This is a genomic window from Streptomyces sp. SID12488 (assembly GCF_010548275.1).
In the GTDB taxonomy this organism is placed as follows: Bacteria; Actinomycetota; Actinomycetes; order Streptomycetales; family Streptomycetaceae; genus Streptomyces.
Genome location: NZ_JAAGLT010000025.1, coordinates 123,107 through 144,107, shown reverse-complemented (window position 1 = coordinate 144,107; position 21,001 = coordinate 123,107). Strand labels below are relative to the sequence as shown.

At 71.4% G+C, this 21,001-nt stretch carries 19 protein-coding genes and 1 pseudogene; 7 read left to right on the top strand and 13 right to left on the bottom strand.

Translation table 11 applies throughout. The features are described from left to right. Window positions 1–13: 13 nt before the first annotated feature. From G3I56_RS31155 to G3I56_RS31145, 3 genes are all read left to right on the top strand, one after another. Window positions 14–676 carry a TetR/AcrR family transcriptional regulator gene (locus tag G3I56_RS31155; RefSeq protein WP_164414791.1) on the top strand — a complete coding sequence of 221 codons (663 nt, stop codon included), beginning with the start codon at window positions 14–16 and terminating at the stop codon, window positions 674–676. Window positions 677–901: 225 nt separating this feature from the next. Beyond that, window positions 902–2,275 (top strand): MFS transporter, encoded by a 1,374-nt coding sequence (locus G3I56_RS31150; protein WP_343240100.1) that lies wholly within the window; start codon window positions 902–904, stop codon window positions 2,273–2,275. Between the two features lie 211 nt (window positions 2,276–2,486). Further along, window positions 2,487–4,247: a hypothetical protein gene (locus G3I56_RS31145; protein ID WP_343240099.1), complete on the top strand. Its 1,761-nt coding sequence runs from the start codon at window positions 2,487–2,489 to the stop codon at window positions 4,245–4,247. Between the two features lie 217 nt (window positions 4,248–4,464). On the opposite strand, the gene G3I56_RS31140 is transcribed toward G3I56_RS31145, so the two are convergent. After that, window positions 4,465–6,576 carry an ATP-binding protein gene (locus G3I56_RS31140; protein WP_164414789.1) on the bottom strand — a complete coding sequence of 704 codons (2,112 nt, stop codon included), beginning with the start codon at window positions 6,574–6,576 and terminating at the stop codon, window positions 4,465–4,467. Window positions 6,577–6,685: 109 nt separating this feature from the next. Then, window positions 6,686–7,123, bottom strand: coding sequence for a PPOX class F420-dependent oxidoreductase (locus tag G3I56_RS31135; protein ID WP_164414788.1), 438 nt, complete (start codon window positions 7,121–7,123; stop codon window positions 6,686–6,688). A gap of 74 nt (window positions 7,124–7,197) precedes the next feature. Between G3I56_RS31135 and G3I56_RS31130 the strand changes: the two genes are divergently transcribed. The 3 genes from G3I56_RS31130 to G3I56_RS31120 all read left to right on the top strand — a co-directional run bounded on the left by G3I56_RS31130 (window position 7,198) and on the right by G3I56_RS31120 (window position 10,472). Then, window positions 7,198–7,776: a TetR/AcrR family transcriptional regulator gene (locus G3I56_RS31130; RefSeq protein WP_164414787.1), complete on the top strand. Its 579-nt coding sequence runs from the start codon at window positions 7,198–7,200 to the stop codon at window positions 7,774–7,776. A gap of 65 nt (window positions 7,777–7,841) precedes the next feature. Further along, window positions 7,842–9,191 (top strand): MFS transporter, encoded by a 1,350-nt coding sequence (locus G3I56_RS31125; RefSeq protein WP_343240098.1) that lies wholly within the window; start codon window positions 7,842–7,844, stop codon window positions 9,189–9,191. Between the two features lie 54 nt (window positions 9,192–9,245). Next, window positions 9,246–10,472 (top strand): serine hydrolase domain-containing protein, encoded by a 1,227-nt coding sequence (locus G3I56_RS31120; RefSeq protein ID WP_164414783.1) that lies wholly within the window; start codon window positions 9,246–9,248, stop codon window positions 10,470–10,472. A 56-nt stretch (window positions 10,473–10,528) separates the two neighbouring features. On the opposite strand, the gene G3I56_RS31115 is transcribed toward G3I56_RS31120, so the two are convergent. The 6 genes from G3I56_RS31115 to ribA all read right to left on the bottom strand — a co-directional run bounded on the left by G3I56_RS31115 (window position 10,529) and on the right by ribA (window position 15,899). Next, window positions 10,529–11,722: a saccharopine dehydrogenase family protein gene (locus tag G3I56_RS31115; protein ID WP_164414781.1), complete on the bottom strand. Its 1,194-nt coding sequence runs from the start codon at window positions 11,720–11,722 to the stop codon at window positions 10,529–10,531. Continuing rightward, window positions 11,719–12,825 carry a saccharopine dehydrogenase gene (locus G3I56_RS31110; RefSeq protein ID WP_164414779.1) on the bottom strand — a complete coding sequence of 369 codons (1,107 nt, stop codon included), beginning with the start codon at window positions 12,823–12,825 and terminating at the stop codon, window positions 11,719–11,721. Before G3I56_RS31110 ends, G3I56_RS31115 begins: the two co-directional genes overlap by 4 nt. Then, complete coding sequence (locus tag G3I56_RS31105) at window positions 12,822–13,970, bottom strand: FAD-binding oxidoreductase (RefSeq protein ID WP_164414777.1); 1,149 nt, start codon at window positions 13,968–13,970, stop codon at window positions 12,822–12,824. The genes G3I56_RS31110 and G3I56_RS31105 overlap by 4 nt, the downstream gene beginning before the upstream one ends. Continuing rightward, window positions 13,967–14,146 carry a hypothetical protein gene (locus G3I56_RS31100; RefSeq protein WP_164414775.1) on the bottom strand — a complete coding sequence of 60 codons (180 nt, stop codon included), beginning with the start codon at window positions 14,144–14,146 and terminating at the stop codon, window positions 13,967–13,969. Before G3I56_RS31100 ends, G3I56_RS31105 begins: the two co-directional genes overlap by 4 nt. Then, window positions 14,143–15,141 carry an ornithine cyclodeaminase family protein gene (locus tag G3I56_RS31095; protein WP_164414773.1) on the bottom strand — a complete coding sequence of 333 codons (999 nt, stop codon included), beginning with the start codon at window positions 15,139–15,141 and terminating at the stop codon, window positions 14,143–14,145. Before G3I56_RS31095 ends, G3I56_RS31100 begins: the two co-directional genes overlap by 4 nt. Window positions 15,142–15,242: 101 nt before the next feature. Beyond that, window positions 15,243–15,899 (bottom strand): GTP cyclohydrolase II, encoded by a 657-nt coding sequence (ribA, locus tag G3I56_RS31090; RefSeq protein ID WP_164313289.1) that lies wholly within the window; start codon window positions 15,897–15,899, stop codon window positions 15,243–15,245. A 38-nt stretch (window positions 15,900–15,937) separates the two neighbouring features. Here ribA and G3I56_RS31085 point away from each other — a divergent pair, with 38 nt between their 5' ends. Next, the gene (locus tag G3I56_RS31085; protein ID WP_203691033.1) at window positions 15,938–16,768 is read left to right on the top strand and encodes a creatininase family protein; all 831 of its coding nucleotides are present in this window, start codon (window positions 15,938–15,940) and stop codon (window positions 16,766–16,768) included. 80 nt (window positions 16,769–16,848) lie between these two features. Here the strand turns inward: G3I56_RS31085 and G3I56_RS44215 are convergent. The 5 genes and pseudogenes from G3I56_RS44215 to G3I56_RS31060 form a co-directional block, all read right to left on the bottom strand. Then, window positions 16,849–17,910, bottom strand: a pseudogene (locus G3I56_RS44215) (lysylphosphatidylglycerol synthase transmembrane domain-containing protein); the annotation flags it as partial. Beyond that, window positions 17,907–18,938, bottom strand: coding sequence for a class I SAM-dependent methyltransferase (locus G3I56_RS31075; RefSeq protein WP_164414767.1), 1,032 nt, complete (start codon window positions 18,936–18,938; stop codon window positions 17,907–17,909). The gene G3I56_RS31075 and the pseudogene G3I56_RS44215, both read right to left, overlap by 4 nt. Next, complete coding sequence (locus G3I56_RS31070; protein ID WP_164414765.1) at window positions 18,935–19,231, bottom strand: hypothetical protein; 297 nt, start codon at window positions 19,229–19,231, stop codon at window positions 18,935–18,937. Before G3I56_RS31070 ends, G3I56_RS31075 begins: the two co-directional genes overlap by 4 nt. Further along, window positions 19,228–20,391 carry a glycosyltransferase family 4 protein gene (locus G3I56_RS31065; protein WP_164414820.1) on the bottom strand — a complete coding sequence of 388 codons (1,164 nt, stop codon included), beginning with the start codon at window positions 20,389–20,391 and terminating at the stop codon, window positions 19,228–19,230. The genes G3I56_RS31070 and G3I56_RS31065 overlap by 4 nt, the downstream gene beginning before the upstream one ends. A 77-nt stretch (window positions 20,392–20,468) precedes the next feature. Next, a complete protein-coding gene (locus tag G3I56_RS31060; RefSeq protein WP_164414763.1) occupies window positions 20,469–20,867 on the bottom strand; it encodes a 6-carboxytetrahydropterin synthase in 399 nt (132 codons plus the stop codon). Window positions 20,868–21,001 lie beyond the last annotated feature (134 nt).

Genomic DNA, 21,001 nt, shown 5'->3' with positions numbered 1-21,001 from the left:
CCGAAGGAACCTGATGACCAGCGTCGAAGAACCGGCACGCACAGGCGGGCGCATCCGCGACGCCGTCCGGACCAGGGCCGAGATCCTCGACGTGGCCACCAAGGAGTTCGCCCGGGCCGGCCTGGCGGGGGCCCGGGTGGACGAGATCGCCGCGCTCACCCGCACCACCAAGCGGATGATCTACTACTACTTCGGCGGCAAGGAGCAGCTGTTCACGGCTGTCCTGGAGCGCGCGTACTCCGTGATCCGGCAGGCCGAACAGGACCTCGACGTCGAGCATCTGGACCCGGTCGCGGCCATCCGGCGCCTCGCGGAGCTGACCTTCGACCACCATGAGGCGCACCCCGACTTCATCCGCCTGGTGAGCATCGAGAACATCCACGAGGCCGAGCACATCGCCGCCTCGGAGCAGCTCGGGAGGATCGGCTCGCCCGCGCTGGAGGTGATCCGCCGGATCCTGGAGTCGGGCCGCAAGTCGGGCCTGTTCACAGCCGACGTGGACGCCGTGGACCTGCACGCCATGATCAGCTCCTTCTGTTTCTTCCGGGTGGCCAACCGGCACACCTTCGGCGCGCTGTTCGGCCGCGACCTGACGGCCCCGGACCAGCGGGAGCACTACCGGGCGATGCTCGGCGACATGGTCATCGCCTATCTGACGGCGGACCGTACGGCCTGAACGAGGCGTCCGCGCACGCCCGTGAAGGGCAAGATCCTCCGCCGCGACCTCTTGACACCCGGGAAACGTGGGCGCAACATCCGTAGCCAACCGCTACTAACTATCCAGTGGGTTAATTAACCGGGTAGCTCCCGGCACGGCCGTCCCGTCACCCCAGGGATCCGGCACTTCTCCCTCCCCTCCGCTCACTCCACGTACGTTGGAGTTCCCTCGAAGGAGCACGCCGTGGCGGATTCCGTCGCATCCCACGACCCCGCAGCACCCCTGGGCGCCCCACCCGGAGGTCAGCCGAAGAAGGCCGCCACGGCTGCCTGGATCGGCAGCGCCCTGGAGTACTACGACTTCTTCATCTACGGCAGCGCTGCCGCCCTGATCTTCCCGAAGGTCTTCTTCGACGAGTCCGACCCGGCCACCGCGACCCTGCTGTCACTGGGCACCTTCGGCGTCGCGTATGCAGCCCGCCCGGTCGGCGCGCTCTTCCTGGGCCACTTCGGCGACCGGCTCGGCCGCAAGAAGATCATGGTCTTCACGCTGATCCTGATGGGACTGTCGACATTCCTCATCGGCTGCCTGCCCACCCGCGACCAGGTCGGCACCCTCGCCCCGGTCCTGCTCGTGCTCTGCCGCGTCCTCCAGGGCATCTCGGCCGCCGGTGAGCAGGCGAGCGCCAACTCCATGACGCTCGAACACGCCCCGCCGGGCCGACGCGGGTTCTTCACCAGCTTCACCCTGAGCGGCACCCAGGGCGGCCAGCTTCTCGCCACACTGGTCTTCATCCCGATCGCCGCGATGCCCGAGGACCAGCTCCTCTCCTGGGGCTGGCGGGTGCCGTTCTGGCTGAGCATCGCGGTCGCCGTCGTCGGCTACGTCATCCGCCGCAAGCTGGAGGAGACCCCGGCCTTCGCCGAGCAGGCCGCCGCCGAGGGTGTCGTGAAGCTGCCGCTGCTGATCCTGCTGCGCGAGCACTGGGCGGACGTACTGCGGGTGATCGCGGGCGCGCTGGTCGCCTCGGTCTCCACGATCTTCACGGTCTGGGCGCTGGCGTACGCGACCAGCGACTCGGTCGGCATGAACCGCTCGTCCATGCTGTGGGTGGCCGCGCTCGCCAACCTGGTCGCGCTGGCCGCGATCCCGCTCTGGGCCACGCTGTCCGACCGGATCGGCCGCCGTCCGGTGTTCCTGGCGGGCGCCGCCGGCAGCGGGGTCATGATGTTCGTCTACCTGTGGGCGATCTCCACGGGCTCGTACCCGCTGATCATGGTCCTCGGAATCGTCACCTTCGGCGTGGTCTACAGCGCCGCGAACGGCACCTGGCCCTCCTTCTACGGCGAGATGTTCACGACCCGGGTACGCCTGTCGGGCATGGCGATCGGCACGCAGATCGGCTTCGCCGTCGCCGGTTTCGCGGTGACCTTCGCCGCGGAGATCGCCGGTCCGGACGGGGACGACTGGTTCTCCGTCGCCCTGTTCACCTCGGCCCTGTGCATCCCGCCGGTGCTGGCCGCGATCACGGCGCGCGAGACGCACCGGGTGCCGACGGAGCGGCTCGGTGAGCGTGGTACGGAGAACGTGGCGAAGCGTGAGTCCGTGTCGGCCTGAGCCTCCTCTTCCTCTCAAGTCCCCGGCAGCAATGGGCTGTTGGGGACCTGGGCGTTCCTGGAAAGCGTGGCCCGCTTGCCATCCGTCATGCGGTTGCCGGATTCCACGGGCGGCCGGTGGGCGTGTGCGGCTTCGCGATTGACTATCGTTGCCCGATCACCGGGGCGAGAGGCGGGCGGGCGAGGAAGTGGCGGGGGCTGGGTGGATACGGGTGCCGGTCGGGGACGACTCGGCACGCTGGGCCACGCGGGGCCGGAGCCTCAAGGTGCTCCTCGTCGTCCACAACGTGACCTCGGCGACCCGGCTCCTCGACGTACTCCCCCTCTTCGACGACGACTTCAGGGTCCAGTTGCTCGCGACCTGCACGGAGTCGTCCGTGTTCCGCTCGGGCGTCGCCGAGCTGCTGGCCGGGACAGGGGTGCCGGTACTCCCGTGGGAGCAGGCCGTCAAGACGCCGGTGTCGTTGGCGATATCGGCGAGCTTCGGCGGTCAACTCCCGGACATTAACGGACACTTGGCCATATTGTCTCACGGTATCGGATATACTAAGAGACTGGCACCCAACACCCAACACCCAACACCCAACACCCAACACCCAACAGCGGGCGGCGGGAGTGCCGAAGCCGGAGGGCCGGTCTTCGGGATGTCACGCGAGTGGTTGCTCGACGAGCAGGGCGATCCCGTCGCGGACGCGCTCGTCCTGTCGCATCCCGAGCAGTACGAGCGACTGCGCAGCGTCTGCCCCGAGGCCGTGCCGACCGCCGTGCTCGCCGGGGATCCCTGCTGGGACCGCATGCTCGCGGCGCGGCCGTATCGCGACCGCTTCCGCCGGGCCCTCGGCATCCGCGCCGGGCAACGGCTGGTGCTCCTCAACTCCACCTGGAACCCCGAGTCGCTGTTCGGCGACGGCGGCGGCGATGACGTCCTTCCGTCGCTTCTCCCCCGGCTGGCCTCGGAGTTCCCGGCCGACGAGTACCGGTTCGCGGCGGTCCTCCACCCGAACATCTGGCACGGCCACGGTCCCGGACAGATCCGCGCCTGGCTCGACCGGGCACGACGCGCCGGACTCGCGCTGATCGACCCCCTGCACGGCTGGTGCCAGGCCCTGATCGCGGCCGACGCGGTGATCGGCGACCACGGTTCAGTTACCTACTACGCCGCCGCCCTGGGCACCCCGGTCCTGCTGGGCGCCGCTCCCCTTACCGGCCTCGCGCCGGAGGCCCCCGTCCACGACTTCGTGCGCGACGCCCCGCGTCTCGACCCGGCGCTCCCGTTGCGCCCCCAGGTGGAGGCGGTCGTCCGCGACCGCCGGCCCCGCCCCGAACCCGCCGAGTTCGTCAGTTCCGTACCCGGCGAGTCGGCCACCCTGCTGCGCCGCCTCTTCTACGACGCCCTCGGCATCCCCGAGCCCGACGGACCCGCCCTGCTCGAACCGCTCCCCCTGCCGCCGTACGAACCGCCGTCCCACACCGTGCCGTTGCTCGTCCTCACCCGGCTGCTGGGTGCCGGCGAGGTCGAGATCACCCGGTACGCCGGAGCGCACCCGCCCGCCCACAGCACCGGCGAGATGCACACGGCGGTGCACGAGGACACCCGCGAGACCCACCGACTCGCCCTCGCCGACGTAGTGTTCCGGTACGGCGAACCGGACGACGCGCGCTTCGGCTCACCGGAACTGTGGACGACGGAGGCACTCACCCTGCATCCGCAGTGCGCACTGGCCGCCTACATCAGCGGCCCCGGCGAGTGCACGGCCCGTACGCGTGACGGTGAACTGCTACGGATAAGGCCCGATTCCGACCCAGACACAGACACAGACACAGACGCAGACGCAGACGCCGACCCGGCCGCCTACGCCTCGGCTCTGTACGCGTGGCTAGCCGCCGGCAAGTCGCTGGACGAGCTGGTCACGCAGGGGCTGACGGTACGGACGGGAGCGCTCAACCACCGGGCCACTGTCACCCGACACTGACGCACCGCTCCCGCAGTGTCCGTAGGTGGGCCAGGTGATAGACGCCGCTCTCCCGCCCGAGAGCCGCGGTCGCCGCGTCGACCAGAGGCAGCAAGGCCCGTGAACTCCACGCGGCCAAGGCAGGATTGAGCGAGGCGCGCCTCAGGCGAAACGCGGACACACCTGCCGCACACGGGTCCCACGCCACCCACGGGCACAGTCACCCACCCGACCACGATCACCCCGCGCTGACGCACCGCTCCCGCAGCATCCGCAAGTGGGCCAGGTGATAGACGGCACTTTCCCGCCCGAGGGCCGCGGTCGCCGCGTCGACCAGAGCGAGCGCAGCCGTGAACTCCGCGCCGTCCAGGTGGGTTTCGGCGAGGTCGGTGAGGGTGCGGGCGGTGTTGTACGCCTCGCCGCTGTCCCGGAAGAAGCGCAGCGCCCGTTCCAGTCGTTCACGGGCCTCTTCACGTCGGCCGAGACCTCGCAGGGCGCGGCCCCGGTGACGCTCCAACAGGGCTCGGGCGCGCGGGAGATCGGCGGCGCCCTCGTCGGTGGGCCCGATACCGTCGAGGATTCGGGAGGCCTCCTCGAAACAGTCGTACGCGTCGGTGAAGCGCCACTGGCGCAGCCGGAGCAGGCCGAGAAACTCGACGGCGGAGGCGTGGCCTCGCGCGTGTCCGGCGGCCCGCTCGTCCCGGGCTGCCGCGAGGGCTTCCGGTTCCGCCTCGTCCCAGCGGCGCAACTCGGTCAGGGTATGGGCGAGTTGGGCGTGCAGGGAGCCTGCCATGCGGCTGCCGGGGAAGTGGGCGTCGGCGGTCCGGGCACCGGCCTGGAGCGCCGGGAGCAGAACGTCGTGGTGACCGGCCTTGAGCTGGAGCGGCCAGAGCGCCTGGCACAGCCGTACGACGGTGTCCCAGTCGCGGAACTCCTCGGCCGCGCGCACCGCCTGGACCAGGTTCTGCGCCTCGGCGGCGAGGGCGGCGACGGCAGTGCCCCTGTCGCCGTACGAGATCGGCGAGGTTCCGGCCGGGACGCGCCAGCTCTCCGGGAGCGCGGCCCGCGCGGCGCCCACCGCCAGGTGCAGATAGTGCTCGACGGTACGGGTGACGGCCGCCGAGCACGCGGCGATGCCGTCGGTGGCGGCGGCGGTGCGCTCGGGGTGGGCGCGTACGGCGGGGCGGTACCGGTAGCGGCCGGAGTCCGTGTGTTCGAGGAGCAGCGTGTCGGCGAGTTCTTCGAGGAGCCGGGCAGCCTCCGGTTCGGCAAGGTCGGCGGCGCGGGCCGCTGCGGTGGCGTCGAGGGCGGGCCAGGCGTACAGCCCCGCCAGGCGGTAGAGGCGGGCGGCGTCGGGGGTCAGCAGCCGGTAGGAGTCCTCGGCGGCGGCGCCCACCGCGTCCGGCGCCGGATCACCGACAACGCTCTGCGCAGTCGCGGCGGGGGCAACGGTCAGGCGGGGTGCCGCTGCCCGCAGGGCGTACGGCGAGCCGGCGCAGCGGTCGAGGACGTCGGGCAGGGTGGCGCGGGCCGCGCCGATCGCGGGTTTGCCGACCAGGTCGGTGAGCAGTCGCAACGCGTCCTTGCGCGCCAGGGGGCCGACCGGGACACGCAGCGCGTCGAGGCCCGCCAGCGGCTGCCGGGCGACGACCAGGGTGACGACACCCGGCGCCGAGGTGAGCAACGCTCTTACCTGACCAGCCGATTGGGCGTGGTCGAGGACGAGGAGCAGGCACCGGTCGGCGAGGCAGCGCCGGAGGAGGTCGGCGCGGTCGGCGGCGGCGGGCGGTACTTCCTCGTCCGGCAGGCCGAGTTGGCGCAGGAGGGCTGCGAGGGCGGCCTCGGGGCCGAGGGTGCGCAGATCCGCGTAGAGCTGTCCGTCGGGGAAGCGGGCCTGTTGCCGCCAGCCCCAGTGGATGGCGAGGGTGCTGGTGCCGATGCCTTCCGGGCCGTGCAGGAGGGCCAGCCGGGGGCGGCCGTCGAAGGCGCGGGTCGCCTCCTTGTCCAGTGTCTTCAGGGCTTCCTGACGGTCCGTGAAAAAGCGCGGGGAGGCCGGAAGTCCGGCCCGGCGCGCGAACGTGCCGGCGAGGGCGCCGTGCACGGGCAGACCCTGGGCGAACAGGGTCCAGGCGTGGGCGAGTTGCGGATCGTGCAGCACGCCGTCGTGCACGATCCGGGCGACCTCGGTCAGCCGGCCGGGCGTGGTGGGTGCGGCGACCTCGCGCCCGGCGATACGGCGGACCATGCCTCCGGCGGACTCCCAGGCCCACCTGCCGGCTTCGCCGCCCATGCCCGACCCGACGGCTCCGAGTACCGCACTGATGGCGCCCAGCGAAATCGGATCCAGCATCCCGCGCACTCCCCGTCTCCCACGCCCCGCGCGGCTGTTGGGCCGCCTTGTGGATCAACCCTAGCGGCAGTGCGGGCACGCTGACGGAGAGTCACCCGACTCGGTCGGCCTATCCGCGTGGCATGCCGTACGCCCTCTCCACCCTGATCCGCAGCACGAGGCGCCGGTCCCGGACCATGGCCGCGCGATAGCCGTCCCAGTCGGGGTGCTCGCCCTGCACGGCCCGGTAGAGCCGGACCAGTTCCTCGACGGTTTCGTCATGGGGGTCCTCGGCCACGGGCGTCAGGTCGGCCACGCCCTCGACCACGGTGTACGCCCAGCGGTCGTCGCTGGTCACGTGGTACGAGACCCGCGGGTCCCGGCGCAGGTTGCGGGTCTTGGCCCGGGAGTCCGTGAGGGAGACACGGACGGTGCGTTCGTCGGGGTCGTAGGTGTGGTTGACGTTCGAGAGCTGGGGGCGGCCGTCGGCCTTGATGGTCGTCAGCACTCCGCCGCCGTACTCGGAGAGCAGCTTGAGGAGCGGATCCTGCGCGTCGTCCTGAGTCATGTCTCGTGCAACAGGACAGCACCGGCCATTCATTCCAGTAGACACTGTCTACTGGTCGCTGGTAGACAGTGTCTATGAGTGATTCGCTGCGTACCCGGCTCATCGATGTCGGCGTCGACCTGGTGACCACGGAGGGCGCTCACGCGCTGACCCTGCGGGAGATCGCCCGCCGCGCCGGTGTCTCGCACGGCGCCCCACGCCGCTATTTCCCGACCCATCTGGAGCTGCTCTCCGCCATCGCGCGCCGTGGTTTCACGGAGCTGGCGGCCAGGGGATCGCGGGCGATCGAGGAGATCGGGCCCGGTACGGCGGCCCCCCGGGAGCGGATCGCCGCACTCGGGCGCGTGTACCTCGACTTCGCGCTCGCCAACCGGGGCATGCACGAACTGATGTTCCGTCACGACCTGTTGGAGAGCAACAGGTTGGGTCTGCGTGAGGCCAGCCTGCCTGTCTTCGACCTGCTGGTGGACCTTGTCGGGCAGGCCCGGCCGGACACCGACGCCCGGCTCGTCGCCGGGGCGCTGCTGGCGAACCTCTACGGCATCGCCCAGTTGTGGACCTGGGGCAGCCTCCAGCTCACCACGGGCGCCGACGACTTCGCACCCCTGCTGCGTACGGCCCTCGACGCGCACCTCGGACCGGAGGAGCGGTGAACGCGCATCGGCTCCGGGGGTCCGGGGGGCATCCCCCGGGAAGGCGCAGTGCCCTCGCGAGCAGCGTGATCGGGGCGGTGGTCGTCGCTCTCGACGGCACCGTGCTGACCATCGCGCAGCCCACCCTGCAACGGGATCTGCACGCCTCCTTCGCCGAGGTCCAGTGGACGAGCACCGGGTATCTCATCGCGGTGGCGAGTCTGCTGGTGTTCGCCGGGCGGCTCGGGGACCGGTACGGGCACCAACGACTGTTCATCATCGGGGTGTTGGGCTTCGGGGTGGTGTCGGCGGGCATCGGGTTCGCGTCCGGGGTGGGGTGGGTGATCGGACTGCGGGTCGTCCAGGGCGTCTTCGGCGCGCTGCTGCAACCCGCCACTCTCGGGATGCTGCGCGCCGCGTACCCACCCGACCGGCTGGGGATGCCGATCGCGTTGCGGGCCAGTGCGATCGGGGTGGCCGCGGCGGCCGGTCCGCTGGTGGGCGGCGTCCTGGTGACCCATCTGGGCTGGCGTGCGGTGTTCTTCCTCAACGTCGTACCGGCGCTGGTGCTGGGCGTACTGGCGTTGGTCGTCCGTACTCCCGGCCCGCGCGGGTCGTCACCCGTACCCGGACATGGGCGGCTCGATCTCCCCGGCGCCGCCCTGCTCGCCCTGACCCTCGCCTGCCTCGTGCACACCCTCGTCGACGTCCCGGAGCACGGCTGGAGTGCGTCGGCTGTCCTCGGGCTGCTCACGGCGGCGGGCGCGGGCCTCGTCCTCGTACGCCACGAGCGGCGCACCGCCGACCCGCTGCTGCCGCCCGACATGCTCGGATCAGGGGTCGTGGGCGCCGCGCTGGGCATTCTCGTGGCCGCGTCGGCTGCGATGTTCGGCACACTCTTCGTGGCCAGTTTTGTACTCCAGGACGAGCTGGGCATGGACCCGTTGCGCACCAGCCTGACCGCGCTGCCCGGCGGTGTGGCGATGGTGCTGGGGGCCCCGTCGGCCGCCGTGCTCCTGCGGCGGTACGGGGCCCGGCGTACGACCGTCGTCGCGCTGCTGCTGCTCTCGCTCGGGGTGCTCGTGCTGTTCCGGGCGTCCGGGACCGAGCCGGTCGGAGGTGGATTCCTGCTGCTCGGAGCGGGTTTCGGGACCGTGATGGTGACCGCGACGGCCGTCGTCGTACGGCAAGCGTCAGCCGGGTCCGCCGGGGTGGCGGGCGGGTTGCAGCAGACGGCGATGAACGTCGGACCGGTCCTCGGGGTGGCCACCGCGGCCACGCTCGCCACCGTCACCGACGGACTTCGGATGTCGTTGCCCGTGCTGGCGGGTATAGCACTCGTAGGTGCACTGGCCGCCCTGAAACTGCCGGACCCGGGTGACCTGCGGGCGACGCCTGCGGGATCCCTGCGTCACCATGGGGGGTCTGAGGCCTGAGGTGATCCTGTCGGGGTATGACAGGACGGCACTTCAAGCGACCGGAGGGGAACGATGGCACAGCTGCGACAAGAGGTCGACCCGTGCGAGGTAGGACTGGACGCGAAGGCGCTGGACCGCCTCGACCAGCACTTCGCCCACTGCGTCGACGAAGGACGCCTGCCCGGCTTCCTCGTTTCAGTGGCCCGCTCCGGCCGCGTCGCACACCTCACCACGCACGGCCGGCGCGACCGGGCGGCGGACCTTCCGGTCGAGTCCGACACGCTGTGGCGGATCTACTCCATGAGCAAGCCGGTCACCTCGGTCGCTGCCCTGATCCTGCTGGAGGAGGGGCGGCTCGCGCTCACGGACCCCGTCTCCCGCTTCCTGCCGGAGTTCGCCGACCCGCGGGTACATGTGAGCGGTTCCGGGAGCGACCTCAGCACCCGACCCGCCCAGCCTCTCCTGATCCGGCACCTGATGACCCACACGGCGGGCTTCACCTTCGCCTTCTACCACTCGCACCCCGTCGACGCCCTGTACCGCGCCGCCAACCTGGAGTCGTCGGTGGTTCCGGGCTCGACCCTGGCCGAGACGTGTTCGGTGTACGCGGGGCTGCCGCTCCAGTTCGAACCGGGCACCCAGTGGAACTACTCGGTCGCCACGAACATCCTGGGCCGGGTCATCGAGGTGGCGTCCGGGCAGCCACTGGACGAGTTCATCGCCGACCGCGTGTTCCGGCCGCTCGGCATGACGGACGCCGGTTTCTGTGTGAGCGCCGAACAGGCGCCCCGGCTGTCCGAGTTGTACGGAGAGACCGAGGACGGCGGTATCGAGCCGATCCTCGGCCTGCCGCTGAAGAGCCGGCCCCGGTTCCTGTCCGGCAGCGGCGGGATCGTCGCCACCGCCCACGACTACCACCGGTTCATGGAGATGCTGCGCCGGGGCGGCGAACTCGACGGCGTGCGCGTCCTGTCGTCCGAGACGGTGACCCTGATGACCTCCAACCACCTTCCGGGCGGCGCCGACCTGCGCACCTTCGGCGCCCGTCCCCACGACGAACCCGGCAACGCGGGCGTCGGATTCGGCCTCGGGGTCTCGGTGGTGATCGACCCGGACCGTACCCAGGCCCCGGCCGGCCTCGGCACGTACGGCTGGAGCGGGGTGGCGACGACGACGTTCTGGGTCGACCCGAGCCGTGATCTGACAGTGCAGTTCATGACCCAGGTACGACACAGGACGAGTCGGTCGTACTGGCAGGACCTCAAGCGTCTGGTGCACGAGGCGGTCGTCACCGAGTAGCAGGTAACGGGTAATGGGTGCCGGGTAAGAAGTAGTTGGCGGGGAGCGCGCCGCCGTCAGCCGACGGTGAGCCTGAACTCCAGTCCCTCCCCGCCGAGTTCACGCAGCCAGTCCTCCGAACGCCGTGCCGTCTCCGCGGCGCGGCTCAGGCCGGGCGACAGCGAACCGTCGACAATGTGACGGACGCCCAGGGCCAGTGTGCGGGAGACACAGCGGGCCATCGCGCTCTCGGCCGCATCGCCCTCCAGGTCGAGGAGATAGCGGCCGGACCAGCTCCGCCGCCGCCCGGAATCGCTGTTCCCCTCCCCCTCAGGGTTCACGTCCACTTCCACTTCCAGGGAGACCGCGAGGACCACGCGGTCGCGGTCGGCGTCGGTCGTCGGGTAGCGGGCCGCCAACTCCCTTGCCAGGGCGCCGATCCGCTCGTCGTCGCCGCCCTTCAGCTCCTCGAAGACGGAGTCCCAGGCGCTCAGCCAGCCGTCCAGGCGCAGGGTGCCCCGGACGAAGGTCAGCGCCTTCCAGGCCGTCGGCAGCTCGTACTGTTCGACGAACGGCACGCTGTCCCGGTTCGGGTACACCTCGAAGGTCTCACCGTCGATGACATGCGGACGCGTAACCTCCCAAGGCCTCTCGGCGACGGTCTCGGCACCGTTCTCGATGTAACGGGCGGGCGAGCGAAGGGCGTTCAGGACTCCGGCAGGCGCCCAGCTGAACCGGTACCTGAAGTCGTTGGGCACCGCGGGGATCCCTCCGCAGTACGACGTGAGGCGGTACGAGGCCGGCGTGCCCGCGCCGATCGCGTGCTCGGCGCGGGTGACCAGGCTGTGCGCGAAGAGGTGGTCGATGCCCGGGTCGAGCCCGCACTCGGTGAGGACTACCAGCCCGGCCGCCTCGGCCGCCGGCACATGCTCGAGTACTGCCTCCGACACGTAACTCGAACACGCGAAGTGGGCCCCGCCCCGCACACAGGCCGCCAGCAGCGGGGCGTGCTCGGGCGCGGGGAGCATGGAGACGACCACGTCTCCGGGGGCCAGCTCGGCCGTCAGCGCGGGGAGGCTGTACGCGCGAGGTTCGGCACGGCCGGTGAGGCCCAGATGGGCCAGCGCCTCGGCCGCGCGGCCCTCCGTGCGGTGCCACAGCCGTACGTGTCGCACGGCGTCGCTGTCGCACAGTGCGGCCAGTCCGCCGCCCGTGGACAGACCCGCGCCGATCCAGTGGACGGTGCCGCTCGCGGGAACCGTGTCACTCATACGCCCACTCCCCCTTCACTTCCGGAGCTTCCCGCACTTGCCGAACTTCCCGACTCGCCCTTCACCAGGCCGAGTTCACGGCACGTCTCGTCGAACCGTTCCAGACAGCGCCCCCAGGGGCCGACCGGGCCGCCCACCTCGAAGTCGAGGAGCTGGGGCAGCAGGTCGGCCGAGAAGTCCGCGCTCGCCTCGCGGGGCAGCAGGGAGGGCAGGTTGTCGATGGCGATCAGGTCGAGCGGCGGCTCGTCCCGCAGCCGTCGCACGGGGTCGTCCCAGGTGGTCGCGGTGTCGTAGACCGGGAGAAGGTTCATGGGCGAGCCGACGTCGACGGTGACGTCCGACAGGGTGCGGAGACGGCGACCCGGGGTGTCGACGTCCTGATCCGTCAGGAAGGGCGGGACCGGGCGGGTCGTGAGGACGGTGTTGACCAGCAACTCGTGGGCCAGCAGGGCCGGTCGGTCGAGATTCCGCGTCTCGGCCTGGTCCCAGCAGGTGGGGTCGACCCCGGCCTCGTCGAGCGCGACCCGCGCACCCCGGCCACTGCGGCCCAGGGCGCCGATCACCAGCGCGCTCATCCGCGTCCCGGGTGTCCGGAGTTCGGCCTCCAGCACGTCCTTGGTGGTCGGCAGCAACGGAGTCGCCAGCCTCCCCCGGTGCTGGAGAACGGCGAGGGCCGCCCCCAGATATCCGGCCCAGTAGCCGAAGGCGGCCAGCCTGCGCCCCTGTTCGTCCGCCAGGTACTCCAGGTCCAGCAGCGCCCCGCCCCCGGTGACGAAGCGGCCCAGCAGTTCGGCCGCGCCCGGCTGGCCCTTGTAGGCGTGCCCGAAGTAGATGTGCCGGTGGCGCAACTCGCCCGGCTGGTCGGGGAGTTCCTTGAGGCCGACGATCACCGCGTCCGAGGGTGCGGAGACCCAGGACCCGGCGTCGGCGACACCCGCCCCGACCGCCTCGTACTCATCGGTCGGGAAGATCCGCTGCGGGGACTCCTCGACGGTCAGGCGTACCCCCTGCTCGACGAGCCGCCGGGCGTCGGACGGGACGACGGGCGTGCGGCGTTCGGTCGTACGGGTCTCGTGGCGCAGCCACAAGTGGAGCTCGGTCATACGAGGTTGACCTCCGGGCGCAGGGCATCGGCCGCGAAACGGCCGGCGCTCAAGGGGCTGATGTCGACGAAGGGTACGTGGCCGAGGTAGAGATCGCGGATCACCTCACCGACCGCCGGTCCCTGGAGGAAACCGTGGCCGGAGAACCCCGTCGCGTAGAGGAAACGGGAGGGTGAACTTGCCTCGCCTATTAGCGCGTTGTGGTCCGGGGTGATCTCGTACAGGCCCGCCCAGCCGCCGGTGCGGCGCAGGTCGAGCAGGGCGGGCGCCCGGTGTTCCATCGCCTCGTACAGGCGCGGGATCCAGCGGTCGTGGGTGTCGGTGGCGAAGCCGGTCGTCTCGTCGGGGTCGGACATGCCGAGGAGCAGACCGGGTCCCTCGGTGTGGAAGTAGAGGCTGCTGCTGAAGTCGATGGTCATGGGGAGCGTCGGCGGCAGTCCGGGGACCGGTTCGGTGACCGCGATCTGGCGGCGCAGGGGGTCCACGGGCAGTTCCACGCCCGCCATCGCGCCGACCGCCCGTGACCAGGCACCGGCCGCGCAGATCACGGTGTCGGTGGCGATCCGTCCCTTGTCCGTGACGACGGCCGTGATGGTGTCGCCGTCGCGTTCGATGCCGGTGACCTCCGTGTGACGCAGTACGGTCGCGCCGTGGCGACGGGCGGCAGCGGCATAGCCGTGGACCACCGCCTCCGGGGTGCAGTGGCCGTCGTCGGGCGAATAGGCCGCCGCCAGCAGGCCGTCCGTGCTGATCAGCGGCGAGAGACGGTGTGCCTCCGCCGGAGTGAGCATCCGGCTGGGCACGCCCAGGCCGTTCTGCAGCGCGACCCCCGCCTCGAAGGACGCGACGTCCTCGGGTGTGGAGAGGAGGAAGAGATAGCCGACCCGGTGCAGTCCGATGTCGTGCCCGATCTCCTCCCCGAACCGCCCGAACGCCTCCAGACTCCGCGCCCCGAGCTGGATGTTGAGCTCGTCGGAGAACTGCGCCCGGACCCCGCCGGCCGCTCGTGAGGTGGACCCGGAGGCCAGTTCGTCACGCTCGACGAGGACCACTTCCCGGACGCCCGCCCGGGCCAGCTGGTAGGCGATGCTCGTACCCATCACCCCGCCGCCGATCACGACCACGTCCGCCCGCGTCACGGTCATCGCCCCTCCCCGCGTGCCGCGTGAACGACGGCCCAGGCCGCCGCCACGTCCTGAACACCAACCCCGGCACAGTTGAAGAAGACGTTGTCGTCGGGATCGGTACGAGCGATCCGCGCACCCCGGCCCACCACCCCACCGGCGATCACGACGGCGTCCGCCCACAGCCGGGCGGTCATCGCTCCGCTCCCCGTGCCGCGTGGACGACGGCCCAGGCCGCCGCCGCGTCCTGCACACCGAGCCCCACGCTGTTGTAGAAGACGATGTCGTCCGGGCCGGTACGGGCGGTCCGCGCGCCCGTGAGGACGTCGCCGAGCCCGATCAGGTCCTCGCGGGTCAGCAGTCGGTCCCGCAGCGCGTCGACCACCGGTCCGGCGTGCTCCGCCGCCGTCTCCGGGTCGTCGACGACGACGGCAGCCGCCCGCCGTACGACCTCGGCGTCCACCTCGCTGCGGGTCGGCTCGAACGAGCCCACGCTGACCACCGTGCACCCCGGCGCGAGCCATGCGCCGCGCACGACGGGGGTGGTGCTGAGGGTGCAGGCCGCGACCAGGGACGCCCCGGTCACCGCTTCCCGGGGTGTGCCGGTCGCCTCGGCGGCGATTCCGAGTTCGGCCGCGAGCAGCTCCGCCGCCCGCGCGCGCCGCTCCGGGTTCGGACTCCACACCCGTACGGACTTCAGGTCCCGCACCCGGGCGACGGCCCGCGCGTGGGCGAGTGCCTGGGTGCCCGAGCCGATCAGGGCCAGTTCGGCGCTGTCGGCGGTGGACAGCGCGTCGAAGGCCACGGCGCTAGCGGCGGCCGTACGCAGGGTGGTGACCGCCGTGCCGTCCATGACGGCGACGAGTTCGCCCGTCACCGGGTCGAGGGCGGTGATGACGGCGTGCACGGTCGGCAGACCTGCCGCCGCGTTGCCGGGGTTGACGCTGCCGAACTTCGCCACCGCGCCGGTGTCCCGGGACAGCCGGGAGACGTACGCGAAGACCACACTGTCGTCGAAGTGGCTGGGATGCATGATCTTTCCCGGCAGATCGGGTAGATCGGGTGGATCGGGCGTACTGGCACCGCCCGCACCCAGCGCGCCGAACGCCGCGCGCTGCGAGGCGATCGCCGTGTCGGGGTCGAGGAGGGCCGTCACCTGGTCCCGGGAGAGGAAGAGGACGTCATCGGTCATTCCCTCTTCCTTTCCGGAATCGGGGCTTCTGGCACCCCCCGCGCGCGTCCGAGTGACGCGCGCCCCCTGTTCGGGACTCCCGGCCGGGTCTCCCGGTCAGGTCAGGACCAGTGCGCCACCGCGTCCAGGTGCGGCAGGACGTGGTCGAGACGCTCGCGCTTGGTCCGCAGGTAGGTGATGTTGTTCTCGCACGGCGGGATCAGCAGCGGCACATCCTCGGCGATCTTGATGCCGTGGCGGAGCAACGCCTCCCGCTTGCGCGGGTTGTTGGACATCAGGCGCACCGAACGGACACCGAGGTCGTGGAGGATCTCCGCCGCGACGCCGTAGTCACGGGAGTCCACCGGCAGACCCTGCGCGAGATTCGCCTCGACGGTGTCCAGGCCCTCCGCCTGGAGCTGCATCGCGCGCAGCTTGGCGAGCAGACCTATGCCACGGCCCTCATGCCCTCTGAGGTAGACGAGAATGCCGCTTCCCTCGGCGACTATCGCGCGCAGCGCGGAGTCGAGCTGATCGCCGCATTCGCAGTGCTGGGAGCCGAAGGCATCGCCCGTCAGGCATTCGGAATGCAGCCTGGTGAGAACGTCGTCCTCGGCGATCTCACCGTAGACCAGCGCCACTTGCTCGTCACCGCGATCGTGGTCCATGTATCCGACCGCCTGGAAATCGCCGTACACGGTGGGCAACGGCGCATTCACCACGCGTTCCACTCCCGAGGCCTGGGAGGCTTTGCCGAGTACGCCAATTTTTTCTGTCATGATCTGGTTCCTAAGCAGAGACGAAAGGCCGGGAGAACATGGATGATTCGGGAATGCGGTCGACGGCGTCCGTAGCGTTGCCCACTGGCGGCCTGTTGCCGGTGGACACTACGGAAGACGTACGGACACGAGCCGCCGGCGTCTCAACGCAGGTCGCCGTTCTTCCGGTCGGGAGCTTCGAACAACATGGTCCCTTCCTTCCGTTGACGACCGACACCCTGGTCGCCTGTGCCATTGCCCGGGAGATCGCATCCGCATACCCGGTGCACCTCCTTCCGCCGGTGACCATCGCATGCTCGCACGAGCACGCCAAGTGGCCGGGAACCGTCAGCATCTCCTCCGTGACCCTTCACGCGGTAGTACGGGACATCGCCGATTCGCTGCGCCGCTCGGGCGTGGACGCCCTGGTTGTCGTCAACGGACACGGTGGAAACTACGTACTGGGCAACGTCGTTCAGGAATCCTCCGCGCGCGGGGAGCACATGGCGCTGTTCCCGGCCGGGGAGGACTGGGAGACGGCGCGTGAGCAGGCCGGAGTGGTGACCTCGCTGCTCACCGACATGCACGCGGGGGAAATCGAGACCTCCATCCTGCTGCACGCTCATCCCGAATTGCTCCGTCCCGGTTATGAAACCGCTGATTTCATCGCCGACGACCGCCGGCATCTCCTCACCCTCGGCATGGCCGGTTACACCGATTCCGGTGTCATCGGCCGCCCTTCGCTCGGCTCCGCCGAAAAGGGGAAGGCGTTGCTGGCGAGCTTCGCCGAGTCCTTCGGGGCGTATTTCTCGATGCTCACCGCTGCCGATGGCGATGCCGCTGCCGTTGCCGTTGCCGGAGCTGCTACTGGGGCCGGCGACCAGAAGTAGCGGACGACCAGGACGACCGCGCCGGGCAGGGCGGCCACGAAGCTCAGCACGCCGTACACGACGGCGACGCTCAGCCCCATGCTGGCGCCAAGTCCCGCCGCGCCGAACGCCCAGGCGGTGACACCCTCGCGGGGGCCCCAGCCGCCGACGTTCAACGGAACTCCCATCGCCAGCAGCGCCAGTACGGCCAGCGGCAGCAGCTCGGCGACGGTGGCGTGGGATCCGGCGACCCGGGCGGCGACCACGAACATCCCGAGGTGGCCGGAGAGAACGACCACGGACGAGAGCGCGACGCCCGGCAGGTTCTCGCGGGAGAGCAGGGCGCCGCGGGCCTCGGTGAGCGTCGCGCGCAGAGCGCGGGTCCGGCGGGCCGCGACACTCGGGGCGCGGTTCATCCGGACGGCGACGACGACGGCGACCGCGCCCACGGCGACGAAGGCCGCCATCAGGGCTACCCGGCGGGCCTCGGCCAGCACCGGGGACGGCTGGGTGAGCAGTACCACTCCGCCGACGGTGATCAGCGCGATCTGCCCGGCGACCCGTTCGAGAACGACCGCACGGACTCCGCGCCCCATGTCACCGGCGCTCTGCCCGTGCCGTACCGCACGGTGCACGTCGCCGAGGACGCCGCCGGGCAGGGCCGCGTTCAGGAACAACGAGCGGTAGTAGTCGGCGATCGCGGGGACGAGGGGCAGCCTGATCCCCAGACCCCGGGCGACCAGGGCCCAGCGCCAGGCACTGAACACGGTGGTGAGCAGCCCGATCCCGAGGCCCACGAACAGGATCGGTACGTCGATCCGCCGCAGCCCGTCCAGGAAGACACCAGTGCCGAGGCGCCAGAGCAGCACGCCGAGAATCGTTACTCCGGCGAGGGTTCCCAGATGAGGACGGAGGCTTTTGGCCGCGCGGCGGAGACGGCTCGGCTCGGTTGCCTGCGGGGCGGCTTCCCGAGGCCCGACGAAGCCGATGACTCCGGCGCGGCCGGCCGAGGAGCGCGCCTCGGGATATGCGGTTCGTCGGCCGCGGGCCAGTGGGGGCTGGTCGCGCCGTTCACCGCGCCCCTTCAGGGGCGCGGGTCCGCGCCCGACCTCCCCGAAGCCGCTCAGCACAGCCTCCGTCACTTCCACCGTCTGCACGCTCATGACGCTGTCCCGTCCGTCGGCCTCGGGAGGGACAGGAGGTCGCTGTGGTGGACCTCCACCCGGAGCTCTCCGGCCGCACAGGCCTCCAGGCGCTCGGTGAGGTAGGTCTCGGCGCGGGACTTCAGTGCCGGACGTTCCTCCACCGCCGCCGCGACCCAGCCGCGCAGCCACTCCGCCGTGAGTGGGGCCTCCACGGGGCCGAGGTGCCAGGCGCTCGGGTGAACGCGGACCGTGGCGCCCCGCTGGTCGAAGGCCTCGCAGGCCGCCGTCACCGCGTCGGGGCCGAGCAGGCCCGCCCGTCGCTGGTGGGTGTTGAACGCGTCTGCGATGTCGTCGTCCAGCGGGTCGGGGGTGCCGAACTGGACGCGGCCGGCCACGGACAGGGTCAGCAGGGCCGGGCAGCCGGCGCCCGCGCAGGCCGTGGCGAGGGCGTCGACCTCCTCACGGGTGAGGACGTCCAGCAGCGCGGAGGCGGTGACCAGGGAGGCGCCGGCCAGCGCGTCGGCGGTCAGCCGGGCGACATCGCCGCGCCGTGTCTCGACGGTCACGTGGCTGCCGTCGGCGGCGGAGCGCGGCGAGGCAACGGCGGCGAAGTGCAGGAGGTAGGGGTCACGGTCGTGCAGGACCCAGTGCTGGGGACCGTCGAGCCGGGGCGCGAGCCAGCGGCCCATGGAGCCGGTGCCGCAGCCCAGGTCGTGGATGACGTGCCCGCCCGGCTTTCCGGGCAGGTCGGCCAGTCGGCCGCGCAACGGCACGAGGAGTTCGACGGCGCGCGCGGCGGCGTCCGGGCCCTCGCGCAGCTCCAGCCAGTCGGGCGCGTACCGGGGCGGGTCGTCGGGTCCGGCCTCACGCAGCCGGACCGTGCCCCGCTCCCCCGGGCCCACCGGCCCGGCACCGGGCTTCACGTCCCGGTGTGTCGGCTGGGCCGGAATCCCGGCGGCAGGCTTGGCATTCGTGTCCACCGGAGTCACCGGTCCCCGTCGTTGGATGTCCGACGCCGCCGAAGTCGTGATCGTCGTCTTCTTCATGCCGCGTTCCTCGTTTCCCGGGGAGTCCGCCCCAGTGCGCCTACGAGACCCCGCAGCGCGGCCACCCGGCGTCCCCGAGCGGCGACCAGCTCGATGTCGGCGTCCATGGGCGTCGCCGGACCGGCCGAGGCCGGCATCGTCGTCACCTTGGTCGTGCCGCCGCCCTCCGGGGTTCCCGAGGGAATCGGCCCCCGCACCCCGACGGCACTGCGCAGCGCGGCTGCCCGGAGCCCCCGGGAGGAGACCGGCGTGATACCCGCGCCCGTCATCGTCGTAGCTGCAGCTGTCCTCATGCCGCCCTCCGGGGTTCCCAGGGAATCCGGCCCAGTACGCCGGCCAGGTTCCGTGCCGTGGCCGCCCAGCCGTCGAGGGCTGCCCGGCGGCCTCGTGCCGCCGCCTTCAGCCGGCGGCGGACGTCCGCCTCGCCGAACCAGCCGCGCAGTTCCGCCGCGAGTGCCGCCGGGTTCTCCGGCGGTACGAGGATGCCGGGGACGCCGCCGTCGGGCGCGCGCCCGACCGCCTCGGGGAGGCCGCCGACGTCCGTGGCGAGCACCGGGATGCCGCGCGCGAGGGCTTCGGTGACCGCCATGCCGTACGTCTCCGCGTAGGAGGTGAGGACCATCAGGTCGGCGGCGGCGTAGCTGGCGTCGAGCTGGGCGCCCGCCTGCGGGCCGGCCAGGTGCAGCCGGTCCTGCAGACCGTGCTTCGCGATCAGGGAGCGCAGCTCGGCGACGTACTCGGGATCCTGTTCGAGCCCGCCGACACAGACGCAGCTCCACGGCAGGTCGGTCACCGCGGCCAGCGCCTCCACCAGTCGGTGCTGGCCCTTGCGCGGGGTCACGGCGGCCACGCAGAGGAGGCGGGAGACGCCGTCGGTGCCGGAGGCGAGGGGGGCGATGTCGGCGCCGGGGGCCGCCATGTGCACGCGGTCCGGGGCGAGTCCGTGGTGGGAGACGAGGCGCCGGACGGCCCAGTCGCTGGTCGCGATGACCGACGGCACCGCCCTCAGGGTGGCCCGCTCCAGGGCGTCCAGCTCGGCCGCGACGGCCGGTTCGAGGCCCGTCTCGTCGCCGAGCGGGAGGTGCACCAGCACGGCGAGGCGGAGCCGTTCGGCCTCCGGGGTGATGATCTCGGGGACCCCGCAGGCCACCAGGCCGTCGAGCAGGACGACCGTGCCGTCCGGCAGCTCGCGCAGGGTCCGCGCCAGTTCCGCACGGGCGTCCGCGCCGGGCCGGGGCCAGTCACCGTCGACGGCGTGCTTGTGGACCTGCCAGCCGAAGCCGGCCAGGTCGAGGCTGATCCGCCGGTCGTAGGCGTTTCCGCCGCTCGGCCTGGCCGGGTCGTCGACACCGCCCGGCATCACGAAGTGCACGGAGCGCAAGGACATGGGGATGATCGCCGCGTTCTGGAGGGCCGCGTTCTGGACGGGCACGTAGTTGAGCGTCGTCTGCACGTGAGCCTGTACCTGGGCCGGGGCGGCCGAAGTGGCCGCCGGGGAGAGGGGAACCGGACGGTCGAGGGTCGTGTCGGTCACAGGGCACGCTCGTAACTGGCCCAGGCGACGTGGGACTCGTGCAGCGTGACGGTGAGGCCCGCCAGGCCTCGGGCGCCCTCACCCAGGGCGCCCTTCTCGATCCGCGCGGCGAGCCGGTCGGCGATGACCTTGGCCAGGAACTCCGTGGAGGTGTTGATCCCGGCGAAGTCGGGCTCGTTGTCGAGGTTGCGGTAGTTCAACTCGCTCACCACGGCACCGAGCTCCTGGGTGGCCAGACCGATGTCGACGACGATGTTGTCGTCGTCCAGCTGTTCACGTCGGAACGTGGCGTCGACGAGGAACGTCGCTCCGTGCAGGCGCTGGGCGGGTCCGAAGACCTCTCCGCTGAAGCTGTGGGCGATCATGATGTGATCGCGGACGGTGATGCTGAACAACGGACGACCCTCCAGGTGCGGCGCGTCTTGCCCCGTGCTGATCGCTGCCGGGGCATGCCGAGTAGTACGGCTACCCACGGCAGCTTGTTCAACGACTTGTTCATGCACCCGAACCACTTTTCGGAGGCCGGGCG